Source organism: Photobacterium frigidiphilum (genome assembly GCF_003025615.1).
GTDB classification, from domain to species: Bacteria; Pseudomonadota; Gammaproteobacteria; order Enterobacterales; family Vibrionaceae; genus Photobacterium; species Photobacterium frigidiphilum.
This window is the reverse complement of sequence record NZ_PYMJ01000037.1, coordinates 15,165-39,804: the sequence shown is the minus strand read 5'-3', so window position 1 is coordinate 39,804 and position 24,640 is coordinate 15,165. Positions and strand designations below refer to the sequence as shown.

The 24,640-nt window shown below is 44.0% G+C and carries 20 protein-coding genes; 13 read left to right on the top strand and 7 right to left on the bottom strand.

Annotated features, from left to right (window positions below):
- Positions 1-145: 145 nt before the first annotated feature.
- The 5 genes from nirB to C9J12_RS24595 all read left to right on the top strand — a co-directional run bounded on the left by nirB (position 146) and on the right by C9J12_RS24595 (position 5,407).
- On the top strand, positions 146-2,695 hold the full coding sequence (gene nirB / locus C9J12_RS24615) for a nitrite reductase large subunit NirB (protein ID WP_107245119.1): 2,550 nt from the start codon (positions 146-148) through the stop codon (positions 2,693-2,695).
- Entirely contained in the window at positions 2,692-3,018 is a 327-nt protein-coding gene (gene nirD / locus C9J12_RS24610) for a nitrite reductase small subunit NirD (protein WP_107245118.1), read from the top strand. The genes nirB and nirD overlap by 4 nt, the downstream gene beginning before the upstream one ends.
- A gap of 130 nt (positions 3,019-3,148) precedes the next feature.
- Entirely contained in the window at positions 3,149-3,970 is an 822-nt protein-coding gene (nirC, locus tag C9J12_RS24605; RefSeq protein WP_107245117.1) for a nitrite transporter NirC, read from the top strand.
- Between the two features lie 44 nt (positions 3,971-4,014).
- Positions 4,015-4,878, top strand: coding sequence for a uroporphyrinogen-III C-methyltransferase (gene cobA, locus C9J12_RS24600; protein WP_107245116.1), 864 nt, complete (start codon positions 4,015-4,017; stop codon positions 4,876-4,878).
- Between the two features lie 163 nt (positions 4,879-5,041).
- The gene (locus C9J12_RS24595; protein ID WP_107245115.1) at positions 5,042-5,407 is read left to right on the top strand and encodes a SpoIIAA family protein; all 366 of its coding nucleotides are present in this window, start codon (positions 5,042-5,044) and stop codon (positions 5,405-5,407) included.
- Between the two features lie 69 nt (positions 5,408-5,476).
- Here the strand turns inward: C9J12_RS24595 and C9J12_RS24590 are convergent, their stop codons facing one another.
- The gene (locus C9J12_RS24590; protein WP_107245135.1) at positions 5,477-5,929 is read right to left on the bottom strand and encodes a YeeE/YedE family protein; all 453 of its coding nucleotides are present in this window, start codon (positions 5,927-5,929) and stop codon (positions 5,477-5,479) included.
- A gap of 13 nt (positions 5,930-5,942) precedes the next feature.
- Positions 5,943-6,362, bottom strand: coding sequence for a YeeE/YedE family protein (locus tag C9J12_RS24585; RefSeq protein ID WP_011218156.1), 420 nt, complete (start codon positions 6,360-6,362; stop codon positions 5,943-5,945).
- Positions 6,363-6,578: 216 nt separating this feature from the next.
- Here C9J12_RS24585 and C9J12_RS24580 point away from each other — a divergent pair, with 216 nt between their 5' ends.
- Both C9J12_RS24580 and C9J12_RS24575 read left to right on the top strand, forming a co-directional pair.
- Positions 6,579-8,282, top strand: a complete 1,704-nt coding sequence (locus C9J12_RS24580; RefSeq protein WP_107245114.1) for an FAD-dependent oxidoreductase — start codon at positions 6,579-6,581, stop codon at positions 8,280-8,282.
- A gap of 191 nt (positions 8,283-8,473) precedes the next feature.
- Positions 8,474-8,866, top strand: coding sequence for a ribosome recycling factor family protein (locus C9J12_RS24575; RefSeq protein ID WP_107245113.1), 393 nt, complete (start codon positions 8,474-8,476; stop codon positions 8,864-8,866).
- 190 nt (positions 8,867-9,056) lie between these two features.
- Here C9J12_RS24575 and C9J12_RS24570 read toward each other — a convergent pair whose 3' ends face one another.
- Positions 9,057-9,446 carry a DUF805 domain-containing protein gene (locus C9J12_RS24570; RefSeq protein ID WP_107245112.1) on the bottom strand — a complete coding sequence of 130 codons (390 nt, stop codon included), beginning with the start codon at positions 9,444-9,446 and terminating at the stop codon, positions 9,057-9,059.
- Positions 9,447-9,729: 283 nt separating this feature from the next.
- On the opposite strand from C9J12_RS24570, the gene C9J12_RS24565 reads away from it, so the two are divergent.
- The gene (locus C9J12_RS24565; RefSeq protein ID WP_041394066.1) at positions 9,730-10,116 is read left to right on the top strand and encodes a YcgJ family protein; all 387 of its coding nucleotides are present in this window, start codon (positions 9,730-9,732) and stop codon (positions 10,114-10,116) included.
- 33 nt (positions 10,117-10,149) lie between these two features.
- On the opposite strand, the gene C9J12_RS24560 is transcribed toward C9J12_RS24565, so the two are convergent.
- Positions 10,150-11,052 carry a LysR family transcriptional regulator gene (locus C9J12_RS24560; protein WP_107245134.1) on the bottom strand — a complete coding sequence of 301 codons (903 nt, stop codon included), beginning with the start codon at positions 11,050-11,052 and terminating at the stop codon, positions 10,150-10,152.
- Positions 11,053-11,279: 227 nt separating this feature from the next.
- Between C9J12_RS24560 and C9J12_RS24555 the strand changes: the two genes are divergently transcribed.
- The 5 genes from C9J12_RS24555 to C9J12_RS24535 all read left to right on the top strand — a co-directional run bounded on the left by C9J12_RS24555 (position 11,280) and on the right by C9J12_RS24535 (position 18,896).
- On the top strand, positions 11,280-12,983 hold the full coding sequence (locus C9J12_RS24555; protein ID WP_107245111.1) for an L-lactate permease: 1,704 nt from the start codon (positions 11,280-11,282) through the stop codon (positions 12,981-12,983).
- 208 nt (positions 12,984-13,191) lie between these two features.
- Positions 13,192-13,944, top strand: a complete 753-nt coding sequence (locus C9J12_RS24550; protein WP_107245110.1) for a (Fe-S)-binding protein — start codon at positions 13,192-13,194, stop codon at positions 13,942-13,944.
- A 1-nt stretch (position 13,945) separates the two neighbouring features.
- Entirely contained in the window at positions 13,946-15,406 is a 1,461-nt protein-coding gene (locus C9J12_RS24545) for a LutB/LldF family L-lactate oxidation iron-sulfur protein (protein ID WP_107245109.1), read from the top strand.
- Entirely contained in the window at positions 15,403-16,083 is a 681-nt protein-coding gene (locus tag C9J12_RS24540; protein ID WP_107245108.1) for a LutC/YkgG family protein, read from the top strand. The genes C9J12_RS24545 and C9J12_RS24540 overlap by 4 nt, the downstream gene beginning before the upstream one ends.
- Positions 16,083-18,896 carry an FAD-binding and (Fe-S)-binding domain-containing protein gene (locus tag C9J12_RS24535; RefSeq protein WP_107245107.1) on the top strand — a complete coding sequence of 938 codons (2,814 nt, stop codon included), beginning with the start codon at positions 16,083-16,085 and terminating at the stop codon, positions 18,894-18,896. Before C9J12_RS24540 ends, C9J12_RS24535 begins: the two co-directional genes overlap by 1 nt.
- A 168-nt stretch (positions 18,897-19,064) precedes the next feature.
- Here the strand turns inward: C9J12_RS24535 and C9J12_RS24530 are convergent, their stop codons facing one another.
- From C9J12_RS24530 to C9J12_RS24520, 3 genes are all read right to left on the bottom strand, one after another.
- Positions 19,065-20,441, bottom strand: coding sequence for a nucleobase:cation symporter-2 family protein (locus C9J12_RS24530; RefSeq protein WP_107245106.1), 1,377 nt, complete (start codon positions 20,439-20,441; stop codon positions 19,065-19,067).
- A gap of 131 nt (positions 20,442-20,572) precedes the next feature.
- Positions 20,573-21,091, bottom strand: coding sequence for a (2Fe-2S)-binding protein (locus tag C9J12_RS24525; protein WP_107245105.1), 519 nt, complete (start codon positions 21,089-21,091; stop codon positions 20,573-20,575).
- Positions 21,088-24,366: a molybdopterin cofactor-binding domain-containing protein gene (locus tag C9J12_RS24520; protein WP_107245104.1), complete on the bottom strand. Its 3,279-nt coding sequence runs from the start codon at positions 24,364-24,366 to the stop codon at positions 21,088-21,090. Before C9J12_RS24520 ends, C9J12_RS24525 begins: the two co-directional genes overlap by 4 nt.
- Positions 24,367-24,640: the final 274 nt, after the last annotated feature.

The following is a 24,640-nucleotide window of genomic DNA, read 5'->3' as shown; positions in this document are numbered from 1 at the left end:
AACAAAACTACCACACATAAGGCATTGATAAATAAAGGCTACCCCTTTAGGGTTATTTTAAAGTGTGGTTGATTTACATCATATTTATTCACAAGCTGACTTATTATTATGCGAACAGATTTAACGCCTTTGTTAAGAGGATATTATGAGCAAAGTCAGATTGGCAATTATCGGTAACGGTATGGTCGGCCATCGCTATATCGAAGAACTTGTCGATAAAGCAGACATGGAAAATTTTGAAGTAACAGTTTTCTGTGAAGAACCACGCATTGCATATGACAGGGTTCACCTGTCTTCTTACTTCTCGCACCACACTGCAGATGAACTTTCTTTAGTAAAAGAAGGCTTCTATGAGAAACACGGCATCAATGTCCTTATTGGTGAACGTGCTATCACAATCAACCGCGCTCAAAAAATCATTTACTCGAATACTGGTCGTGAAATTAAATACGATAAGTTGATCATGGCGACAGGTTCTTATCCTTGGGTGCCACCGATCAAAGGTAACGAAGGCAAAGACTGTTTCGTTTACCGTACCATCGAAGATTTAAAGACCATTGAAGCCACAGCAAAACGCAGTAAAAGTGGCGTGGTTGTTGGTGGCGGTTTACTAGGGCTTGAAGCCGCTGGTGCATTAAAAGCACTGGGTGTTGAAACACATGTAATCGAATTTGCTCCCGTATTGATGGCTGAACAGCTTGATCGCCAAGGTGGTGAGCAACTGCGTAACAAGATCGAAAAGCTGGGTGTGAAAGTACACACAGGCAAAAACACCAAAGAAATAGTGGCAGAAGGTACTGAAGCACGCAACACCATGAACTTTGCTGATGGCACATCGCTAGAAGTCGATTTCATCGTGTTCTCTACTGGTATTCGCCCACAAGATAAACTCGCAATGCAATGTGGCTTGGCAACAGGTCGTCGCGGTGGTATTGCAATCAATAACACTTGCCTGACATCAGACGAAGATGTTTACGCAATTGGTGAATGCGCATCGTGGAATGAAACGTTCTACGGCTTAGTCGCACCGGGCTACAAAATGGCACAAGTTGCTGTTAGCCACCTTATTGGTGAAGATAAAACATTCGAAGGCGCAGACATGAGCGCGAAGCTAAAATTGCTTGGCGTAAAAGTAGGCAGTATTGGCGATGCGAATGGTCGTACACCTAACTGTAAGAGCTACGTTTACCTTGATGAAAACGAAGAGGTGTATAAGCGCATCATCGTTTCTGAAGACGGTAAAAAGTTATTAGGCGCGGTATTAGTCGGTGATACGTCCGATTACGGTAATTTACTGCAACTTAAGCTTAATGATATGGATCTGCCTAAGCATCCAGATACATTGATTCTGCCCGCTCACGCTGGTGCAGAAAAGCCATCAATGGGCGCTGACTCATTACCTGAAACAGCCGTTATCTGTTCATGTTTCGATGTGACTAAAGGCAAGATTGCAACCGCGGTTGCAGATGGCCATACAACATTAGGTGAAATCAAAGCTGTAACGGGTGCGGGTACGGGTTGTGGTGGTTGTATTCCACTGATTACACAAGTACTGAATGCTGAGCTAGCAAAAGCCGGTATCGAAGTTAAAAATCACTTATGTGAGCACTTTGAATATTCGCGCCAAGAGCTATTCCACCTAATTCGTGTTGAAGAAATCAAATCATTCGACGAATTATTAAAGAAATACGGTAAAGGCTACGGCTGTGAAGTTTGTAAGCCAACCGTCGGCTCTATTCTTGCGTCTAGCTGGAACGATTACGTTCTAACCCAAGACAATACGCAACTGCAAGATACCCACGACATCTTCCTTGGCAACATGCAAAAAGACGGTACGTACTCTGTTATTCCGCGTATGGCGGGTGGCGAAGTCACACCAGCAGCATTACTTGCCGTTGCTCAAGTGGCTAACGACTACAACTTGTACACCAAGATTACGGGTGCACAACGTATTGGTTTATTCGGTGCACACAAAGATGACCTTCCTGCTATTTGGAAAAAACTGATTGCAGCTGGTTTTGAAACAGGTCAAGCGTATGCAAAAGCCCTTCGCATGGCAAAAACATGTGTGGGTAGCACTTGGTGCCGCTTTGGTGTTCAAGACAGTACAGCCCTAGGTGTTGCACTAGAAAATCGCTACAAAGGTATTCGTACACCACACAAAATGAAGTTCGGTGTATCAGGCTGTACCCGTGAATGTGCTGAAGCGCAGGGTAAAGACCTTGGCATCATTGCAACAGATGCTGGTTGGAATATGTATGTGGGTGGTAACGGTGGCATGAAACCTCGCCATGCTGATTTATTAGCAACCGACCTTGATAAAGACACCCTGCTTAAATACATCGACCGCTACATGATGTTCTATATCCGTACTGCCGATAAGGTACAACGTACATCGGTATGGCTAGAGAACTTAGAAGGCGGTATCGAATACCTGCGCGATGTGATCATCAACAACAAGTTAGGCATCAATGCACAACTTGAAACCGATATTGAGAAACTGATTGCGAGCTTCCAGTGTGAGTGGACAACAACGCTTGAAGATGACAATCAATTGAAACGTTTCAATCATTTCATTAACTCTTCAGAGCGTGATAGCAGTGTCGTTTTCGTTCCAGAGCGTGAACAACATCGCCCTGCGACTGAAAATGAAAAAGCGCCAATCTACGTTATTTCATTGGAGGAAAAAGTATGAGCCAGTGGATTTCAGTCTGTGCAATTGACGATTTGATGCCAGGTACTGGGGTATGTGCCCTTGTTGAAGGAGAGCAAGTTGCTATCTTTCGTCCTTACGCGTCAGAAGAACTTTTTGCCATCGACAACATGGACCCATTTGCACGCTCAAACGTGTTATCTCGCGGTTTAATTTGTGAACACGATAGTGAACTTTGGGTTGCTAGCCCATTGAAAAAACAACGGTTCGCTTTAAAAGACGGGCGTTGTTTAGAAAACGCTGACGTTTCAGTAAAAAGCTACCAGATACAAGTAGAAAACGGCGACGTGCAAGTCGCAGCATAGAATAGTTAGAAACATCATTCAGGGAATTCAGCATCTCCAGTTGTTTTGGATTCCCTGCTTTTTGGAATGAGTATGGATACCTCTTTTATCTATTCCAAAAAGATTTCGATTTAACTTAAGGAAGAACTACATGTACGCAGATACAATCAAGAAATGTTCAGCTACCGCTGCACGTATCGTCGATTTCGCAGATAAGGATAAATTTGGATTTTGGCTAAGCTCTGCCATGGCAGGTGCTTATGTTGGTTTAGGTATTATTCTGATTTTCACATTAGGGAATATGGTTGATCCATCAATCCGTTCACTGGTAATGGGTAGTACATTTGGTCTTGCTTTAACACTCGTTATTATCGCTGGCTCTGAGCTATACACCGGACACACTATGTTCCTTACTTTTGGTGTAAAAACAGGTCAAATCACTGTTGCAGATACCTTACGCGTACTACCTCAAACGTGGATGGGTAATTTAATTGGCTCTGTCGGTGTTGCCCTACTGTTCTTCTATGCTGGCGGCGGTAAATTATTACCCGATAGCAACAGCTTATTAAACAACGTGGCGATGGCAAAAACAGCCGCCCCAGCGTCGGTACTTTTGTTTAAAGGTATTCTATGTAATTGGCTAGTTTGTCTGGCTATTTGGATGTGCCAGCGTGTTGAAGGTTCATCAAAATTCATCGCTATCTGGTGGTGTTTGCTTGCCTTCATCGCATCAGGTTTCGAACACTCTGTGGCTAACATGACTATTTTTGCTCTGTCTTACTTTGGTGAACATAAAGAAGCCTTCACATTAGCAGGCATTGGTCACAATCTACTTTGGGTAACTGTGGGTAATACGATTTCTGGTGTTGTCTTTGTAGGCTTGGGTTACTGGTTTTCTACACCCAAAGCGCAACGTCCTTTGCTTGCTTCTGCAAAAAAAGAACAGACAAACAATGTGACACAAACAGCTTAATACCAGACTGAACATACCGAATAATGACGCGGAGTAAGCATACAATGGCAACTATCAATACAGTAAGTCAGCTAAACCAAGCAGTGAATCAGAAACGTGATAACACTCAACTCGGTAAAGTCGTACTTGTTGGTGCAGGGCCGGGCGATCCTGATTTGCTAACCGTGAAAGCGCTGCGTCTTATTCAACAAGCCGATGTCATCGTGTATGACCGACTTGTCTCTAACGATATTGTGGCACTCGCGCCAGAAAGCACTGAATTAGTCTTTGTGGGAAAACGTGCAGGACACCATTGTGTACCGCAAGAGGGTATTAACCAGATTTTGGTTGAGCAAGCATTAAAAGGTAAGTTGGTGGTTCGCCTAAAAGGCGGCGACCCATTTATATTTGGTCGTGGTGGTGAAGAACTAGAAGCATTACTGCCATACCAAATTCCATTTGAAGTGGTACCCGGTATTACGGCTGCGGCGGGTTGTGCGGCTTATGCTGGTATTCCACTAACTCATCGTGATCATGCGCAAAGTGTACAATTTATAACGGGCCACCTAAAATCAGAAAAAGAGCAAATTGATTGGGCCTCATTAGCCCGTTCAAACCACACTTTAGTGTTCTACATGGGATTAACCCAAAGTGGTGAAATTCGTCGTCGATTAGAAGCTAATGGCATGTCACCTTCTACACCTGTTGCTATTGTTGAACGTGGTACAAGCAAGCAGCAACGTGTACTACCTTGCTCACTTCAAACATTAGACATCATTGCTGAACATGCACAAAGCCCAGCATTAATTATCATTGGCAGTGTTACACAGCTTACTCATAAATTGTCATGGTTTGCACCAGAAAAAAGCCTTCATGACGAATACTCTGAAATGCGAGTAGCTCCAATAGCCAAAGTAGCAGGTTTATAAACTCTTTTTGTAACAAAGCATAAAAGCCGATAACCGTTCTTAGATACTTGCTAGATGAGTATAGAAGAATATGTTTTCGGCTTTTTCTTTATTTATTATCTTAAAATCGGTAAACGTACACTAAAATGAGTACAGTTGGTTAAGAACTGTCGTTGAGGTACGTATGTTTGAAATAACGCAATGTGGTGACAATCGGATTGATATGTCATTCGGTGGCAAACTTGATAGCGAAGAAATGAAAGCACTATTAGATGAATTCGTGGATAAAACCAAAGATGTAGAAAATGGCACTATGCTATATACCATCCATGACTTTGATTTCCCAACACTCAGTGCTATTGGTGTAGAACTCACTCGTTTACCTGAACTTTTTCGCCACACACGTAAATTTAAAAAAGTGGCAGTACTTGCCGAACAACAATGGATACGAAAAGTCAGTGAACTAGAAGGTATGTTATTTCCAGGATTAGACATTAAAGGCTTTCCACCCAATGACACTGAAAATGCCGAAGCATGGCTAACTCAATAACATAATCAAACGCTGCTAATTACTTATTAAATTACTGATCGAATAACCTGATATAGTGAAGCGTCGTAATTAGCAACGTACCCTCTTCGTGCGGGCAGAACGTTTTTCATCAATTTTAATGCCCAACCACATACCCGCCAGCATAAAAGCAATAAATAACAACATCGAACTATTCAACGCAGAAACCGACGTAACGGCAGGTCCAGGGCAAATACCTGCGATACCCCACCCTAAACCAAATAATGCCGCACCACTGATTAAACGCTTATCAACCGTGTTATTTGAACTGATTTGAAACTCACGGCTACACACAGGCTTTTCACGCTTTTTAATCACTAACAAGTAAATTGGCGTAAACACTAACAATGCCCCACCCATCACGAATGCTAAGCTAGGATCCCAATCACCCGCAATATCAAGAAAGCCAATTACTTTAGTGGGATCAACCATTCCAGACATCATCATGCCTAATCCAAACAGCAGCCCCGCTATAAGTGCAATCACCTTAGATAATAGATTCATATTCATCATGCTCTTATAAAAGATGTAAACGGACAAATACCGTCACAAACGCAACGGCCATAAAGACACAAGTCGCGACAATCGAACGTTTAGATAAACGCCCCATTCCACAAATCCCATGCCCACTTGTACAACCGTTACCAAGCTTCGTGCCAATACCGACAAGTAACCCAGCCAACGCAACCCAAAATACTGATGTGACAGGTAGCGATTCCGGTACGTTAAAGCCAAGTAAAGGTGCCAGTGCCCCACTCATCACCATGCCTAGAACAAAAAGAAACCGCCACGACACTTCACCTTTAACGGGTTTAAGTAACCCAGAAACAATGCCACTTATGCCTGCGATTCTTCCATTCATTATTAATAACAACGCTGCGGCTAGCCCAAGTAACATACCGCCACGTAATGCATCCCATGGGATTTCAAATGTCATATGTTTTCTTTCCTAATCAAACATGGATTTCGTTAATTAGAGATTACTAAACTATAAAAATTAGTCAATAGTAATTTAGCCTTAACTAATAAAGATCGCTCTAATAAAGTACGTGTTTAATTAGCTTTTACTAATTTATTGTTTGTAGTATCTTATAATGCAAATGGGATAGCTTATACCCAAGCTACCTCAATACGCATTGAAAGGAAGTAATAGATGACTAAGATTCTTATCGTCGGAGGTGTTGCAGGTGGTGCTTCAGCAGCAGCTAGAGCACGTCGTTTGAGTGAAGATGCCGAAATCATCATGTTCGAACGAGGCGAGTTCGTATCGTTTGCTAACTGTGGTTTACCGTATCATATTGGCGGCGACATTCAGGATCGCAGCAAACTATTACTACAGACACCTGAAAGTTTCTTGGCTCGTTTTAATGTTGATGTTCGCGTGATGAACGAAGTCGTAAACATTAACCGTAATGAAAAAACAGTGACCGTTAAGAACCTATTAGACGGAAACGAATACACTGAACGTTACGATTTTTTATTGCTAAGCCCTGGTGCTGGCCCTATCGTTCCACCTATTCCTGGCGTGAAAAATCCATTAACGCATTCTCTGCGTAATATTCCTGATATGGATCGCATCCTTCAGACGATTGAAACCAACAATGTCGAACACGCAACAGTTGTAGGTGGTGGGTTCATCGGTCTTGAAATGATGGAAGCATTCCACCAACGTGGCATTAAAACCACATTGCTAGAACTTGCCGACCAAGTAATGACGCCTGTTGATAAAGAAATGGCTGGCTTTGCGCATGCCGAAATTCGCGATCACGGCATTGATCTGCGCCTTGGTGTTGCCCTATCTGACGTTGAATATATACCAGAGACGCACATTGCCAGTTTTGAGTCTGGTGAAAGCACCGAGCATCAACACATTAATGGGCATTTGAACCTATCACTCAGTAACAGTGAATCACTAGAAACTGATCTTCTGATCATGGCGATTGGCGTTCGTCCTGAAACGACACTTGCTTCAGAAGCTGGGCTTAAAATTGGTGAGTTAGGGGGCATTTGGACCACGCCAAGCATGCAAACGAGCGATCCCTCTATTTATGCGGTGGGTGATGCGATTGAAGAGGCTGATTTCGTTACAGGCAACCAAACAATTGTGCCTCTTGCGGGCCCAGCGAATCGACAAGGTCGGATGGCGGCAGACAACATGCTTGGTCGTAATGAAAGCTACCAAGGCACACAAGGCACTGCGATTTGTAAGATTTTCGATTTAGCTATCGCAGCTACAGGCAAGAACGAGAAGCAGCTTAAACGTGATGGCGTTGATTATGAAAAAGTCTACGTACACACCGCGAGCCACGCCAGCTATTACCCTGGTGCAGAAATTGTTTCGTTCAAGATGTTGTTTGACCCTAAATCAGGCAAGATTTTCGGTGCGCAAGCAGCAGGTAAAGATGGTGTCGATAAACGTATTGATATCATGGCCGTTGCGCAGCGTGCAGGTATGACGGTTGAACAACTTCAACACTTAGAGCTGACTTATGCGCCCCCCTATGGCAGCGCAAAAGATGTTATCAACCAAGCTGCCTTTGTTGCCAATAACATCATCAAGGGAGACGCAACACCGATCCACTTTGATGAGATAGACAACCTAACGGATGACCAAGTGCTGCTTGATGTACGTAATCCTTTGGAATTAGAGAACGGTGGCTACATTGAAGGCACACTCAATATTCCTGTCGATGAACTTCGTCAGCGCATGCACGAACTACCAAAAAATAAAGAAATTGTTATTTACTGTCAGGTTGGGTTACGCGGTAACGTTGCTTATCGCCAGCTAGTCAACAATGGCTTTAAGGCGCGAAATCTAATTGGCGGGTACCGCACTTATAAATTTGCAAAAATGTAACCAACCTCAACATCCCAGCCAGAACGATTAGCTTCTGGCTTATGATATGCCTTTGAAACGTTGATTCAGAGCTACTTTTATATCTGTCGCTCTGAATACGAACGTTTAAATATGATTTGAACCACGCATCCTAATACAAGCTGATTGCATGCGATTGGCTTTTTTACTCAAAAAAATGCACTATTAGGCAGATGACAGATAAAACCATAACGACCCTCCTACCCTCGTTAATTCATCGAATCGGCTCAGACAACACAAAAAAGTCAAAACTCGTTGCCCTTGAGTGTGGTTGTGAAATCAAACGAATTCGACGTTCTAGGAATTGGCAGATAACTGGTAATGAAAACTCATATAAACTGCTATCAGAAAGGCTAAAGCTCTCAGAACCGGATGCCATGCAATTTCTAATAAGAAAAATTGACGATAAACTTACTACATACAACGACAAGCTAGAACGAATAGAAGATAAATTAAAAAGGCTCGTTCTTAAGAGTCCAAATATCACGCTTGCTGAGCTAATGCAGATAACTAACTGCTCTATAACAGAAGCTAGATTTGCTCGATTCGACGCTGATTCGTTTTAATGGCTAACCAATGGCGACAATTGAAACAGCACACCAGCAACAAGCTGATTTTTAAAAGTAAAACTATTATCACTAAAAAACTTTTGCTAAGAATACACAAAGCCCGAATATACTATTTCAAGATATTCGGGCTTTTTGATTCTATCAGTTTGATAACGAAATCACGTAAACCAACAGTCTTATACCCCAGCTACATACTGATTTGACCACTTTCATTATTATTTTCTTTAGGGTTTTCGCCATATTCATTAGAACCTGGCTGGCTATCTTGAATGAAGAAATACAACAAAACTAATGCGCCAATTAAAGGCAACAAACCAATTAGCATCCACCAGCCTTTCCGACCAGAATCATGTAATCGACGAACCCCAACAGCGATACTTGGCACTAAAATAGCCAAAGAATACAGAGTACTAAGAAGTCCTGATTCAGGGGTCCCTGGGGTATCTAAAATACCATCAAGCATACCGAGCGCAATCGCAATCACAATATTAAATAGAAAGAAGTACCAATATTCTTGTCTTCTTGCCCGTCCTTGAAACACAGCATATTTCTTCAAAACAGCCAAATACCAATTCATTCTTTCACCTATTGATTCAACATAATTAAACACGTAAACACTGAATACCCCCTATAAAAATGAGTGCCATTCAATGAATCACTTCGTTCACTAACAGTGTGTTATATCAGTGTATACCCAAGTCACCTCAAGATGCTTGGGTATAGTACCAGTAAAACGTCATACAAATTATTTTCACACAATCTTTCAATAAACATTGATGTCACGCTATCAAGATATGAAAGTTATCATCAACTGCTACGCTTAATTTATGTGTCCATTTACTACCAAAAAGCGAAGCACCATGAATACCATCCATTTGCATTCAATCCGAATTAAGCAGCTTGTTACCTTAGCCTTATTAACGATATTGTCTGGTTCAGTCTCGGCAGTGACGACTGAATTAACACCCCACATCTACTCACCATACAAAGGCGTAATATGTGATAAAAAAGCGGGATTTTGTGTTGATTCATTCGGTATCTCTATGGCATTTACCCAAGAATACTTAGGAGATGAAGCCCAAAAAGAGATCATGAAAGTGATCGACTCTATCGGCACCAAAAACTTCGACACAACGCGTTATTCACTCAGTAATGGCGTTTATTGTGATTCTCTTAAACAAGGCTGTTTCAAATCCCGTTTTAATGACACACGAGAAGTAAAATTCTCTGACATATTATTCAACTAAACGTATTTAGTTTAATTTTTGTAATCAAAGCAATTAAAAGCACTCACGCATGGCTAAATATCGCTCTCTGATGTGTTCAATAAGCAAACGGATTTTCCGAGGTGGCTGGCGTGTAAACGGATAAACAGCATATATACCGAGCTTTTTACCTACGCGTTTAGGGAAAACATCAATCAGATCGCCTTTTAAAAAATCTTTATAGACCAAACAGCGAGGAACATACGCCAAGCCATAACCGCCTAATGCCGCTTTTCGTAACGCCGCGGCATTATCGGTTGAAAAATTACCCGCGACTTTGACGATATAGTTGCCGTTATCCCCTTTGAATTCCCATTCAGATGCCCCTGTTGTTTGATAGGCGTATTGCAGGCAATTATGATTAACCAAGTCTTCTGGTGTCATCGGTTTACCCACACTAGCGATATAAGCAGGCGCTGCGCAAATCACCCATTGTGAATCGAGAATATGGCGTGCAATTAAGCTTGAATCTTCTAAGTATCCTGTTCGTATCACCAAGTCATAACCATCTTCAACAAGATCGACAAATAAATTCTCAAGTGACATATCAACAGTTAATCCAGGATGCATACTGCAAAATTCGGCAACCGCATCAGCTAACAATAAATCACCCGAGATAGTAGGCACCGACATTTTTACGTGCCCTGTAACGCTTTCACCGTATCCATACACCGCATCAATAGCTTCTACCGCTGCCTGCTTCACATTTTTCGCACCTTGATAAAGTACTTTTCCTGCTTCACTGACCGTTAATTTACGTGTCGTTCGATACAAAAGCTGCACACCAAGGTCTTCTTCCAACCGCGCTATACGTTTACTAACAACTGAATTTGTAAGGGAATTAAGCTCTGCCACTTTACTAAAAGAACCCTGCTCTACCACCTGAGCAAACAGGATAAGGTCGTCTGTTTTCGCCATCATTGGTCCACTTTTGGAAATAATCTTTTTCATTATTTCTCTATATTGAAAAAAAAGAAAGGAGTACCGTTACATCAAGTTAACAAATGGATTACAAGGAGCCCCACAGAAAGCCGCATGTGGACATACAATATAACAACAAATAAAAATAATGATAAACGAATTTCACTCTGTTTTAAACATACCTATTACGACACAACAGCTGTACGAAGGAAGGAAACACAATCATGAATGATACCCTACTCGCGTTAATCGCATTTTCACCAATAATGGTCTCAGCCGTGTTGCTGGTCGGCCTGAACTGGCCAGCAAAACGTGCCATGCCTGTCGCCTTTGCGCTGACAGTTGTTGTTGCACTATTTTGTTGGGATATGTCTCCAACGCGTGTCATTGCCTCATCCTTACAAGGTTTAGCAATAACCGTTGCGGTTCTATGGATCGTCTTCGGCGCTATTTTCTTACTCAATACGCTGAAACATACTGGTGCTATCAGTGTCATCCGAAATGGATTCACCGATATCTCTGCCGACCGCCGAGTCCAAGCAATTATCATTGCTTGGTGTTTTGGTTCGTTCATTGAAGGTGCATCTGGTTTTGGTACACCTGCTGCTATTGCTGCCCCACTTTTAGTTGCCATCGGTTTTCCCGCATTAGCTGCAGTCTTAATGGGAATGATGATCCAATCTACCCCTGTATCGTTCGGTGCCGTCGGTACACCTATCATTGTTGGTGTTAACAAAGGCCTTGATACGCACAATATTTCCGAAATTCTGGTTTCAGGTGGCTCAACGTGGGAGTTCTACCTACAAGAAATTACAACCAATGTGGCCCTCATTCACGCAACCGTCGGTACATTTATTCCAGTACTAATGGCAATGATGCTGACTCGCTTCTTTGGGAAGAACAAAAGCTGGACAGAGGGGTTAGATATACTGCCTTTCGCTATTTTTGCAGGTTTAGCATTCACTATACCTTACGCATTAACGGGTGTTTTCCTTGGTGCTGAGTTCCCATCATTGATTGGTGGTTTAGTCAGCCTAGCAATCGTGGTAACAGCGGCTAAAAAAGGCTTTCTTGTACCTAAAACAAAGTGGGATTTTGAAAGCGAAAACAAGTGGCCTCAAGAATGGTTAGGCTCACTGAAAATGGATTTGAAAGACGATAACAAAAAACCAATGAGCCTCGCGCTTGCTTGGACACCTTACGTATTATTGGCTGTGGTACTTGTGGCTAGCCGTGTTAGTGCGGATTTTAAAGGCTTCTTAACAGGTATTAGCTTATCGTTCAGCAACATCTTAGGCGAAACCGGCGTTAATGCCGCGATTCAACCGCTATACCTACCGGGTGGTATTTTGGTTTTCGTTGCATTACTTGCTGTTTTATTACAATCACGCAGTGTTAAGCCTTTAGCCAGTGCACTTCACGAATCAAGTAAAACACTGGTTGGCGCAGGTTTTGTATTGGTGTTTACCATTCCGATGGTACGTATCTTCATAAACTCAGGTGTTAACGCGGCTGATTTAGCCAGTATGCCTGTAACCACAGCCCACTTTGCCTCAGGTTTGGTCGGTGAGTTCTTTCCCGCTCTTAGTGCCACTATTGGTGCGCTAGGTGCATTCATTGCAGGTTCTAATACCGTTTCAAATATGATGTTTAGTCAATTTCAGTTCGAAGTGGCACAAACATTAACCATATCAAGTGCCGCGGTTGTTTCCCTTCAAGCTGTCGGTGCAGCAGCCGGTAATATGATTGCCATTCACAACGTCGTGGCGGCATCTGCCACTGTTGGGTTGCTCGGTCGTGAAGGTGCAACACTGCGTAAAACGGTGATCCCTACCTTCTATTACCTTGTTGCAACAGGTGTTATTGGTTTAGTGATCATCTATGGTTTCAATATTACCGACGCCCTGATGCTTGCTCAACAAGGTTAAACACAGCGCCACGTTTACAAAGACCATATTTACAAAAACTCATGTTTTTTCAGCATAGGCTTAGAGAATAAACCTAAGCCTATTTCTACACTGAAACCGTAAAAGAAGCCCAAACTATTTTTGCTATTCAGATCATATAAATGCCCATAGTCACTGACTAAAAGAGCGCACTAGAATAAAGACTGAATAACAGTAAAGGAGAACACTAATGCGTATCTACCCTGCAAAGCCGGTAAAAGTCTACTTCTATGCCACGTGTTTAGTTGACATGTTTGATCCAGAAGCCGGTCTTGATGCCATTACATTATTAGAGCAACAAGGGATCGAAGTGATCTTCATTGAAAAACAAACTTGTTGCGGTCAACCGGCTTATAGCTCGGGTTACGATAAAGAAGCCAAACAAGTCGCACAAAGCCAGATGGATCTCTTTACTGAAAACTGGCCTGTTGTCGTGTTATCCGGTTCTTGTGGTGGCATGATGCATCATCACTATCGTCGTTTATTCAAAGACGATGAAAACCAAGCACACGTTGATACTTTTTGTGATCGTGTATTTGAGATGACTGAATTTCTGGTTAACGTCTGTCGAGTAAAGCTCAACGATAAAGGAGAAAGCACGTCGGTGGTTATGCATACCTCATGCGCTGCTCGTCGTGAAATGAACGTGCACGTTACTGCAACTCAACTGCTTACTCAGCTCGATAATGTAGAAATTCGTGAGCAAGCCTATGAGAGTGAATGTTGTGGATTTGGTGGTACTTTCGCAGTACGTCATCCTAATATAAGCCAAGCCATGGTTGAAGATAAAACTCGCCATTTATCAGATACCCAAGCCAGTGAGTTTGTCAGTGCTGATTGGGGTTGTTTACTCAATATTAACGGTGCGCTGGAATACCAAGGTAAACCTATGCGTGGCCGTCACCTTGCGAGCTTTTTATTAGAGCGAACGGGAGGAAAATAAGATGAGCCACTCAAATAACGGCGTTCACATTCAAGAACTGGCACCTGAACATTTTCATGACCAAGCCAAAGCGGCACTCGCCGATCCACAACTGCGCCAAAACTTTCGTGGCGCAATGGACTACTTAACAGACAAACGCAAAACGGCTTTTGCTGATCCTGCAGAAGAAAAACACATTCGTGATTTATCTGAAGCTATTCGTCAGCGTTGCCTTAGCAAGCTGCCCGATTTACTCGAACAACTTGAAACCAATTGTACCAACAATGGTATTCAGGTGCATTGGGCGCAAAACGCTGAAGAAGCTAACTCGATTATTGCCACTATCTCTCAACGCCATAATGCAAAAAGCATTGTAAAAGGCAAATCGATGGTGAGTGAAGAAATTGAACTCAACCACGAAATGGCAAAGCTGGGTATCGAGTGTTTAGAAAGTGATATGGGCGAATATATTGTTCAACTCGATGGTGATAAGCCTTCGCATATCATCATGCCCGCGATTCATAAAAACAAACAAGAAGTCAGTGATACGTTTGAGAAGAACCTCGATAATTTCACACCAACGCTCGATGTTGATGAACTGATCCAAACAGGTCGTAGTCGTTTGCGTCAAAAGTTTCATGATGCTGATATTGGCTTATCTGGCGTTAACTTTGCTGTCGCAGAAACAGGCACGTTATGTTTAGTCGAAAACGAAGGTAACGGGCGTATGTGTACAACAGTGCCGAATGTACATATTGCCATTACCGGTATTGAAAAGGTGGTGGAGTTCTTAACTGATGTGCCGCCTCTTTATAGCGCGTTAACTCGCTCAGCAACCGGACAAGCGATTACCACCTACTTCAATATGATCAGCTCACCCCGTCGTGATGGTGAATTAGATGGTCCTGAAGAAGTACATCTTGTATTGCTTGATAACGGTCGTTCGCAGGCGTTCCGTGATGAAGAAATGCGTAAAACACTGCAATGTATTCGTTGCGGTGCTTGCATGAACCACTGCCCTGTTTATACCCGTATTGGTGGGCACGCTTACGGCACCGTTTACCCAGGGCCGATTGGTAAGATCATCTCACCCCATATGATGGGATTAGAAAAAACCAAAGATTTGATTACCGCATCAAGTTTATGTGGGGCATGTGGTGAAGTATGCCCAGTGCGGATCCCTATTCCTGAGATGCTACAACGCTTACGCAATGAAGCAAAAAACCCGCCAAAACCCGATATGCCAGCGATGAGAGGGCAAGAAGCCGCAGCCAGTAAAGCAGAATCTTTGGCAATGAAAGGGTTTGCATTTGCAGCATCACATCCGTCGATTTATCACATGGGTACATGGTCAGCCACCAAGATGAAAGCCTTGATGCCCAGTAACCTAGGGCCATGGACACAATGCCGAACAGCGCCTAAACCCGCCAGTAAAACCTTGCACCAATTAATCAAAGCTCGGAAACAGGGAGAAAAATCATGAGTACGTCAAGAAATGCGATTCTATCCCGTCTTCGTGACGCCAAGCCTGAAGCAAAAGCAATGGAAACTATCACCTATCAACCGTGGGTAAGCAACGATGCTCAACTCACAAGACAACGCTTTATTGATGGTTTATCTGCCAGCCATGCTGAAATTATTTCAACAGATCGTGATGCATTAAATAACGTCATTAAAAACATCGTTGTAAGTAAGCAGTTTTCGCGCATCGCATTAGGCACCGCAGGTGAATTTCATTCCGATATAGTGCAAGCGATTCAATCTTTGGCAACAGGTTCATTAGAAACACCAGCAATAGAAACAATGACGTTTGATTGCGACATCAGTGATTTGAAGTCAGCGCTATTTAATGATGTCGATGCGGGTATTACCCATTGCCGTGCGGGTATTGCAGATACAGGTACATTAATGTTGTGGCCAGACATTTCAGAACCAAGAACCCTCTCATTAGTACCACCATGTCACATTGCCTTGATAAAACGCTCGACCATTGTTAGCAACTTTGCTGAACTCATGGTAACGCAAGCATGGCAGAACAATATGCCTACCAATATTGTCTTAGTTTCTGGTCCATCTAAAACCGCCGATATACAGCAAACACTGGCTTATGGTGCACATGGTCCAAGCCAGTTGGTGGTGATTTTGATTGAGGATATGTAATGGAATATAACTACCAACAACTGAAAAATATGTTGGCGAGCCGTCTTGCTCAAGACAGAATTTTCACCGAAGAAGCCCAGCTTCTTGCATACGGTACAGATGCCAGCTTTTACCGTTTAATTCCGAAAATGGTCGTGCGCTTAAAAGATCTTGATGAAGTCATTTTCACCATTCAAGCTTGTGATCAACTCAATATTCCTTGTACCTTTCGTGCAGCAGGCACCAGCTTATCTGGGCAAGCGGTATCAGACTCCGTGTTAATCACATTGACTGATGATTGGCGTGAGCACCAAATTCACGATGACGGACATAAAATCACCCTACAGCCGGGCGTAATTGGTGCCGACGCGAACAAATACCTCGCATCGTTCGGTCGTAAAATAGGGCCTGATCCCGCCTCTATCAATACCTGTAAAATTGGGGGCATCGCAGCAAACAATGCCAGTGGCATGTGCTGTGGTACTGCACAAAATTCTTACCGTACTGTTGATAGCATGAAGTTAGTATTTGCCGACGGTACGCTACTCAATACAGCCAGTGAAGAAAGTATTGTTGCTTTTGAACATAAACAGCCCGAATTAATATCAGGTATTAAAAACCTGTGCACCGATGTCAGAAATAATGTCGAGTTAGCCCAACGTATTCGCCATAAATATCGCCTGAAAAATACTACCGGCTATTCGCTCAATGCGTTAGTCGATTATTCCGATCCGATCGAAGTGATCAAACATTTAATGATCGGATCCGAAGGGACATTAGGTTTCATTGCTGAGATCACCTATAACACAGTGATCGAACACCCGTACAAAGCCTCCGCATTAATCGTTTTTAGCAGCATTGAAGAAGCTAGCCAAGCGGTTACCGCTTTAGCCAAAGATCCCGTATCAGCCGTCGAAATGATGGATGGTCGCGCGATGCGTTCAGTGGCTGACAAACCGGGTATGCCTGATTTTATTCAGCATTTGAATTTAGAAGCCGGTACGCTGTTAATTGAATCTCATGCCAGTAACCAAGCAACATTAGACCAACAGTGCAACGCCATCATGCAAACGATCGCGCAATTCAATGTGATTGAATCTATCGCTTTCACCACCGATGCCCATACCGTCGCAACCTTATGGGGCATTCGTAAAGGCATGTTCCCCGCCGTTGGTGCTGTGCGCGAAGTTGGCACTAGCGTTATTATTGAAGACGTCGCTTTTCCCGTTGAAAATTTGGCAGCAGGTGTACGTGATTTACAACACCTCTTTGACCAATTCCATTACGACGAAGCCATTATTTTTGGCCATGCACTTGAAGGCAACTTGCATTTTGTTTTCACTCAGGGTTTTGAATCACCCGATGAAATACAACGTTATGGCGACTTCATGGATGCCGTGGCTGAATTAGTCGCAATAAAATATCAAGGTTCATTAAAAGCAGAACACGGCACAGGTCGTAACATGGCACCGTATGTCGAGCTGGAATGGGGCAAAGATGGCTATGCCTTAATGCAGCAGATCAAAGCATTGTTTGATCCCCGTGGCATATTAAACCCAGGGGTCATTATTAATGATAATCCTCAATCACACATTAAAAACCTGAAGCCTATGCCTAAAGCTGACGATCTAATTGATCGTTGTATTGAGTGTGGCTTCTGTGAACCCGTATGTCCTTCTCGTACGCTTACTTTATCGCCACGTCAGCGTATTGTGCTATACCGCGAGATTCAACGTCGAGAAGCCGCTGGCGAAACCGCCAATTCAGCAGCATTGCGTGACGTATTTGAATACCAAGGGTTAGACACTTGTGCAGCAACGGGATTATGTGCTGATCGCTGCCCTGTAGGTATCAATACTGGCGATCTGGTGAAAAAATTGCGTACTGCCAAGTACCAGAAATTTACCCCTATCGCCCGCTGGACGGCAGATCATTTCACTGCAACGACCAAAATGGTGAGTGTAGGGCTTAAAGCAAATGAACTCGCTCAGAAAGTACTGGGTGAAAAAGCAGTTGGTAAAGTAACCAACGGTATCCGTAACCTGACAGGCGGTAAAACACCTATTTGGATGCCGGAAATGCCAACCTCTAACCGCCACCAGCCGAAAAACACAAAAACACACACCGGAGTAAATAAAAAGGTGGTGTATCTGCCTTCATGTGCCAGCCGTACTATGGGCCAGCAAGCGGGTAATACCGATAGTCGGTCACTCACTGAAGTGACCACATCACTGATCAAAAAAGCAGGTTTTGACATCATCATTCCTGAATCTTTAGCTGACCAGTGTTGTGGAATGCCTTACGACAGCAAAGGCATGACTGCACTGGCAGAACAGAAATCGCAACAATTAGAAGATGCACTATGGCAAGCAAGCGAGCAAGGAAAGTGGCCCGTGTTAATGGACACCAGCCCTTGTGCTAAACGCAGTATTGAGCAATTTACGCAACCTATGGAAATCTTAGAACCCACAGGTTTTGTGCTCAAATATTTGCTCGACTATTTAAGTATTTCACCCATTGAAGAAACGGTAATGTTACATGTTACTTGCAGTTCTCGACGAATGGGCTTAGAAAACAGTATGCTTGAATTAGCCAATGCCTGCGCATCTGAAGTGATTATTCCCGAACATATTCAATGCTGTGGATGGGCGGGTGACAAAGGCTTTACCACGCCAGAACTTAACGCTGCGGCTGTACACCCACTAAAAGAACAAGTACCCAATAACTGTACGCGTGGATTCAGTAATAGCCGAACCTGTGAAATAGGTTTATCACACCACAGTGGTATTCCCTATCAATCAATTTTGTATTTAGTCGATGAAGCGACGGTTTAGTACATAACCTAGTTACCTTAATCAAAACGTTAATTTCAGCGAGAGTTTGTTGAGATTTCAGCAAAATACTCATTTATAGATCTAATTTTAGTATGAAGAAACCGCGTCTTACATCTTGTTATTATGTAAATAACCTTATGTAAGACGCGGTTTCACCTGTATTACTTCTTAATTAGAGATTTTTTTTAAGCGTTTATCTGGCTTCGTCAGAATCGATTTTGCAGTAATGTTTTCTTCAGGCTCGTCATCTTCAAGCTCACTCTTCTTCGATTTCGGCAGTAACATATTCAAAACCACGGTCGCTAATGTGCCAGTGGTAATGCCCGAATGGAACAACATCTTGAGATCTTCAGGGAAGTGTTGCAGTAAGTTAGGCTCTAACGTTACCGCCATGCCCGATGCCAAACCGACACACACCACCAGTGCATTACGACGTGAGTCTGCCGCTTTCAGTAACATCCGGATACCGGCATAAGCAATCATGCCAAACATCACGAAACCGACGCCGCCCAATACTGGTTTAGGCACGGTTACCGCCAATGCCGCCACTTTCGGAAACAGACCACCAAGAATCAACAAACCGCCCGTGACCCCAACAACATAACGGCTGGCAACACCACTAATACCGACGATACCAACATTCTGACTGAAACTCGCCACTGGCATCGCGGTTAACAATGCACCAAGGGTGCTGGCTAAACCATCGCCAAGCAGGCCGCGCTTCAAATCTTTACCTGATACATCAACATGACAGTTACTGCCTAACGCCATGAAATCACCCGTAGCTTCCGCCACGACGACAAGATAAACCAAAGTCATAGTGATAATAGCAGGCAGTGAGAATGTCATGCCGTACTTCAACGGCTCAGGCATCGCAAACCACGAAGCATCAGACAACTGCTGTAAATTCACCATACCCATCGGCAAAGCAATCACGTAACCAACAGCCAAACCAACCACAATCGCTGATGCGGCCACTGCACCTTTACAAAAGACAGAAACGCCAATCACCACCGCCAACGATACCGCTGCCAAAAAGATTTTTGGTAACGATGCAAATTCAGGGCTCCCCGCTGGGGCATCACCGATCCAGTTCATGGCAACGGGCAAAATGGTTAACCCGATCAAGGTCACCACCACACCACTCACCAAAGTGGGAAAGAGCTTTCTGATGTACTCCATATAAAAACTGGCTATGATCACCATGAAAGAGCCAACGAACGCAGCACCAATAATACCTGACATACCTTGGCTATTACCGATCGCAATACAGGTACCCAAGAACGCAAAGCTGGATCCCATCACAACGGGTAAACGAATCCCGATCGGCCCTACACCGATGCATTGCACGATGGTCGCAATGCCAGACACAAGCAATGAGGCACTGATTAACGTTACAACTTCATCTGGTGGTAATCCTATGGATCCACCCACGATCAGGGGTACCGCCACTATCCCGCCAATTGATGCCAGCATATGCTGTAGCGCGAGAAAGAAGGTCACTCCCTTAGGTGGCTTTTCGTTCAACTTGTACAGTAACTTCATTGTTATATCCTCAATGGTAAAACGCATCCGTGCCCCCAGAGCTTATGCATAGGCTACCTGCCTCTCACTCAACCGCAGGGGGAAACTAATTATGAACGGTGGTTATTGAGCTTTATTTATGTTCTCTATCGCTAATCCTTCTTCTTATTATTATTGTGCACGATAACGGCTTTAACCGAATTCATGATCGGTTGATAGCCAGTGCAGCGACATAAATTTCCTTCCAACGCATCCATGATTTCCTCATCAGATGGCTTTGTGTTTTTATCCAATAAGGCTTTGGTGCTCATCAATACGCCCGGCGTACAAAATCCGCATTGCACCCCGCCTTCTTCAATAAAGGATTGTTGAAGTTGATTGGCTAACGGATCCTCCGCAACACCTTCGATAGTGGTGATCTCGGCCCCATTACACTGCGCAGCCAATACCATGCATGAGCAAACCGCTTCTTGGTTCATGATGACAGTACATGCCCCACACTCACCCACCGAACAGCCCTCTTTGGTGCCTGTGTGTCCTAAATCATTACGCACCAAATCCAATAGTCGGGTATTACCGTCTACGTCTAATAAATGCAGTTTGCCGTTCACGGTCAGACGAATAGGTGTAGTTTCGCTTTGATTAATAGATGTCGCTTGTAAATCACTCATAATGCAACTCCTACTGCATGCTCTGCACGAATCTCATTCATCAAGTCGCGGAACATATTAGTGAATACCGGTTGTTTATATTTCGCCGACCAACGTCCACCAATCGCTGTATCAATGGCATCCATCAAGATAGCTTCAGCACGTAATAGTCGTTCTTGGTCTAATGGATACCCTAATAACTCGTCTTCAATGGCAGTCAAACGTTGTGGCTTGCTGAACAGCGCCCCATCAACAAGGCGACAAGTAGACACATGATTATTTTCATCAAACGCCATCAAGCAGCTCAAGCTCAAACGGGTGATATTGAGTGCATTGCGTCGACCCAGCTGGCTATATTTTTGGATAAAAGATGAAGAGCCTGATACTGCATTAGCATGCATCTTCGGTAAGATCACTTTAGTGAGCAATTCACCTGTTTGTAGCTCAGTGCGGTAGCCACCAGTGATGAATTTACACAGTGGCATACGTCGGGTGATTACTCCCTCGTTAGCCCCTTCCGACAACGATGAGCTTGCCATACGCAGTTCGACTTCTGCATCGTAGATAATGAGTGGCGGCACGGAATCAGCACATGGTGCCGCATTCACAATGTTACCGCCAATTGTGGCGCGGTTACGGATTTGGTGAGATCCAATGGTGTGGCATGCAGTAGCTAACAGTGGAAAATTTTCTGCGATAGCTGAGTGCTCTACCAAGCGATTAAAGTGAACCCCACTACCAATGGTGACATGGGTATCGTCTTCGATAATTTCGCACAAGCCCGATAAGTCAGCAATATTGACTAATTTACGCTCGCAACTTTGCATACGACCTTGCACTAACACATCGGTGCCGCCCGCAATCGCAGTAGCCTTACCATCTTGCAACAAAGACAACGCCTGAGTAAGGGTTAATGGATTCACTACCGAGAAACCCGTTAAGCGATGGGTATGCTTTTTCTCTTCCGATTCAAGCATTAATTCACTTTGTCGCGCGGGTTTCTTGAGGTTATAACCCAACACCACTTGCTCCAAGGTCAGTGGTAATTGGCGCATACGTTTGTTAAGTGCAAAACTGACTGCGTTATTGATTGCCGCAGCGGCTAATTCAGTCGCGGGTTCGCCGATACTCTTAGCACCAAATGGTCCCCCCGCATCGGCATTCTCGACCGCTATAATGGTCATTGGTGGCATATCTTTGATCGTCGGCAATAAGTAGCTATCAAGGTTTTCAGATTTAAGAACACCATGTTCGATGTTGTAATCTTCAAGCACCCCTAATCCAAATCCTTGCGCGATACCTCCAGCTACTTGGCCTTCAAAACCCACTTGGCTGATCACTTGCCCCACATCGTGGACCGCAGTAATGTCGAGCAAGTCCAATTTGCCCGTACTGGTATCAACCTTAAGATCGACCACTTGGCAAGCATACACCCAAGTAAAGTACGGGCTCCCGCAACCGTGTTCTTCATCCCAACTGATATCTGGTTGATCGAACCAGCCGTACGCGGCCAAATTAACGCCAGCCCATTTCGCCTTATTTGCCGCTTCAGCAAAAGTAATATGCAGATGAGGTTGTTGAGCGTTACTGATGACACCGTCTTTCCAGATCGTTTCTTCTATTTTGGTTGCTTGAAGCGTATCGGCGATCACCGCAAAAATACGGTTTTTAATAATGTCTGCGCCATTTTTGACCGCATTACCACCCGTCACCGTGGCGCGCGAAGCAACGGTTGGACCACCGTCCGAAATCATGGACGTAGGTGGTTCGGTGAAATTCACTGCATCAACGAACAAACCCAACACCTCGGCAGTAATCAGCGACATGGTGGTTTGTAACCCTTGACCGTTTTCACATACCCCAGTCGAGATATTCACGCTACCGTCAGTATTAACCGATACAAGTGCCGATGACGTATCGACACCTTCCGCCCCCAGTGAACAACCGCGGTAACTGATCGCGAAACCAATACCGTATTTGACTGGGTTATCGGAAGCATTAAGTACTTTGTAGTGTTCTAATTTTTTGAGGTACTCAGCCTGCGTAGTCGCTTTTTCCATCACTTCCAATGCAGAAACCGTGTGGTTATCAAATTTCTGCCCCGTAATGCTGTGACCACCTTGTTTAATAACGTTAATTTTACGTACCGCTATCGCACTGATACCGCAATGTTCTGCAATTTCATCCATCAAGGATTCGTTGGCAAACACGATTTGTGGCGAGCCAAATCCCCGCATAGCGCCCGTGTAGGTGTTATTGGTATACACGCCTTGAACATCGACACGAACGTTTTCAATATCGTATGGTCCTGCGGCTTGTACCACTGAACGCCAAGTGACAAACGGAGTGCATGCCGCATACGCCCCACTGTCAGCCAGAATATCAACCTTCATGCCATGGATTTTTCCGTCACCATCAAAACCAACTTTATAAGTCATGTGATACGGATGACGCTTGCTGCTCTCGACCATGGATTGTTCACGGGTATAGGTAAACTTCACCGGACGCTTCGTGAGCATGGCCATCAAACCTGCACGGCATGACAAATGATCTATGGTGTCATCTTTGCCGCCAAACGAACCGCCCATAACAGCTCGGCGCACGTCGACTTTCGCTTGTGGTAGACCAACGTACGACGACACAAACCCGCGAACACGGTGCGGGTTTTGAATAGAGCCCGTCAGAATAAGATCGGAAGAGGTAGGATCGAGATAAGCAGTAATGGATTCAGGTTCAATATATGCGTGTTCTTGGAAGCCAATTTGAAACGTTCGCTCCATCACATAGCTCGATCGTGCTAACCCTGCTTCGTAATCACCGAGCTGAGTATGGTGTGTCGCAACAACATTGGATTCTTTATCAGGATGAATCAGACGCGATTCTGGCTTTAACGCTTCATGCATATCTGAAATGGGAGTATATGGTGTATATTCCACTTTGATTTTATCCACCGCCAAACACGCAGCTTCATATGTTTCAGCGACGACAACCGCCAGTACATCGCCCATGAAGCAGACTTCATCTTTTACAATGGGGTAATAATCGCGAATGATCACCCCTGCAGTGGGATCACCCGGTATATCATCGAAGCACGCAATACGAACCACCCCGTCTATTTGCTTGGCGTCTTCTGTGTCTATCTTGGTTATTTTTCCCGCAGGAATATCTGCGTAACGACACACGCCATAAAGCATGCCAGGAATCTGAATATCATTACCGTAAATCGCCTTTCCCGTCACTTTAGCAAGTCCATCGACCCGAAGGGTGCGCTTGCCAAGCTGATTAAAGCTAGTCATTGAAATATCCTTCTCAATTGGGTTCTGACTCAACAAGGTATTCACAGCGGAATTGCATGTGAGATACGAGTACCCTGCAGGCCAACCCAGAGCGCAACAATCTTTTTTCACGATTATCCCTACCCGTATTGTCTGGGCGCTCTATCCATTAGAAGGAACAATAAAAGACTGAATCCACTACTCTGGGGCTAATCTGTTTACCCACGAAACGATGAAGACGCATGGGTTATCCAATTACCCCTTGTCGCCATACTTTCACCGAGATACTTCCATA

Coding starts and splice junctions, on each gene's coding strand:
- C9J12_RS24565 (WP_041394066.1), top strand. CDS start 9,730: ATGAATACCATCCATTTGCATTCAATCCGAATTAAGCAGCTTGTTACC.
- C9J12_RS24585 (WP_011218156.1), bottom strand. CDS start 6,362: ATGACATTTGAAATCCCATGGGATGCATTACGTGGCGGTATGTTACTT.
- cobA (WP_107245116.1), top strand. CDS start 4,015: ATGGCAACTATCAATACAGTAAGTCAGCTAAACCAAGCAGTGAATCAG.
- C9J12_RS24550 (WP_107245110.1), top strand. CDS start 13,192: ATGCGTATCTACCCTGCAAAGCCGGTAAAAGTCTACTTCTATGCCACG.
- nirD (WP_107245118.1), top strand. CDS start 2,692: ATGAGCCAGTGGATTTCAGTCTGTGCAATTGACGATTTGATGCCAGGT.
- C9J12_RS24555 (WP_107245111.1), top strand. CDS start 11,280: ATGAATGATACCCTACTCGCGTTAATCGCATTTTCACCAATAATGGTC.
- C9J12_RS24595 (WP_107245115.1), top strand. CDS start 5,042: ATGTTTGAAATAACGCAATGTGGTGACAATCGGATTGATATGTCATTC.
- C9J12_RS24560 (WP_107245134.1), bottom strand. CDS start 11,052: ATGGCGAAAACAGACGACCTTATCCTGTTTGCTCAGGTGGTAGAGCAG.
- C9J12_RS24530 (WP_107245106.1), bottom strand. CDS start 20,441: ATGAAGTTACTGTACAAGTTGAACGAAAAGCCACCTAAGGGAGTGACC.
- C9J12_RS24540 (WP_107245108.1), top strand. CDS start 15,403: ATGAGTACGTCAAGAAATGCGATTCTATCCCGTCTTCGTGACGCCAAG.
- C9J12_RS24580 (WP_107245114.1), top strand. CDS start 6,579: ATGACTAAGATTCTTATCGTCGGAGGTGTTGCAGGTGGTGCTTCAGCA.
- C9J12_RS24520 (WP_107245104.1), bottom strand. CDS start 24,366: ATGACTAGCTTTAATCAGCTTGGCAAGCGCACCCTTCGGGTCGATGGA.
- C9J12_RS24535 (WP_107245107.1), top strand. CDS start 16,083: ATGGAATATAACTACCAACAACTGAAAAATATGTTGGCGAGCCGTCTT.
- C9J12_RS24545 (WP_107245109.1), top strand. CDS start 13,946: ATGAGCCACTCAAATAACGGCGTTCACATTCAAGAACTGGCACCTGAA.
- C9J12_RS24575 (WP_107245113.1), top strand. CDS start 8,474: ATGACAGATAAAACCATAACGACCCTCCTACCCTCGTTAATTCATCGA.
- nirC (WP_107245117.1), top strand. CDS start 3,149: ATGTACGCAGATACAATCAAGAAATGTTCAGCTACCGCTGCACGTATC.
- C9J12_RS24525 (WP_107245105.1), bottom strand. CDS start 21,091: ATGAGTGATTTACAAGCGACATCTATTAATCAAAGCGAAACTACACCT.
- nirB (WP_107245119.1), top strand. CDS start 146: ATGAGCAAAGTCAGATTGGCAATTATCGGTAACGGTATGGTCGGCCAT.
- C9J12_RS24570 (WP_107245112.1), bottom strand. CDS start 9,446: ATGAATTGGTATTTGGCTGTTTTGAAGAAATATGCTGTGTTTCAAGGA.
- C9J12_RS24590 (WP_107245135.1), bottom strand. CDS start 5,929: ATGAATCTATTATCTAAGGTGATTGCACTTATAGCGGGGCTGCTGTTT.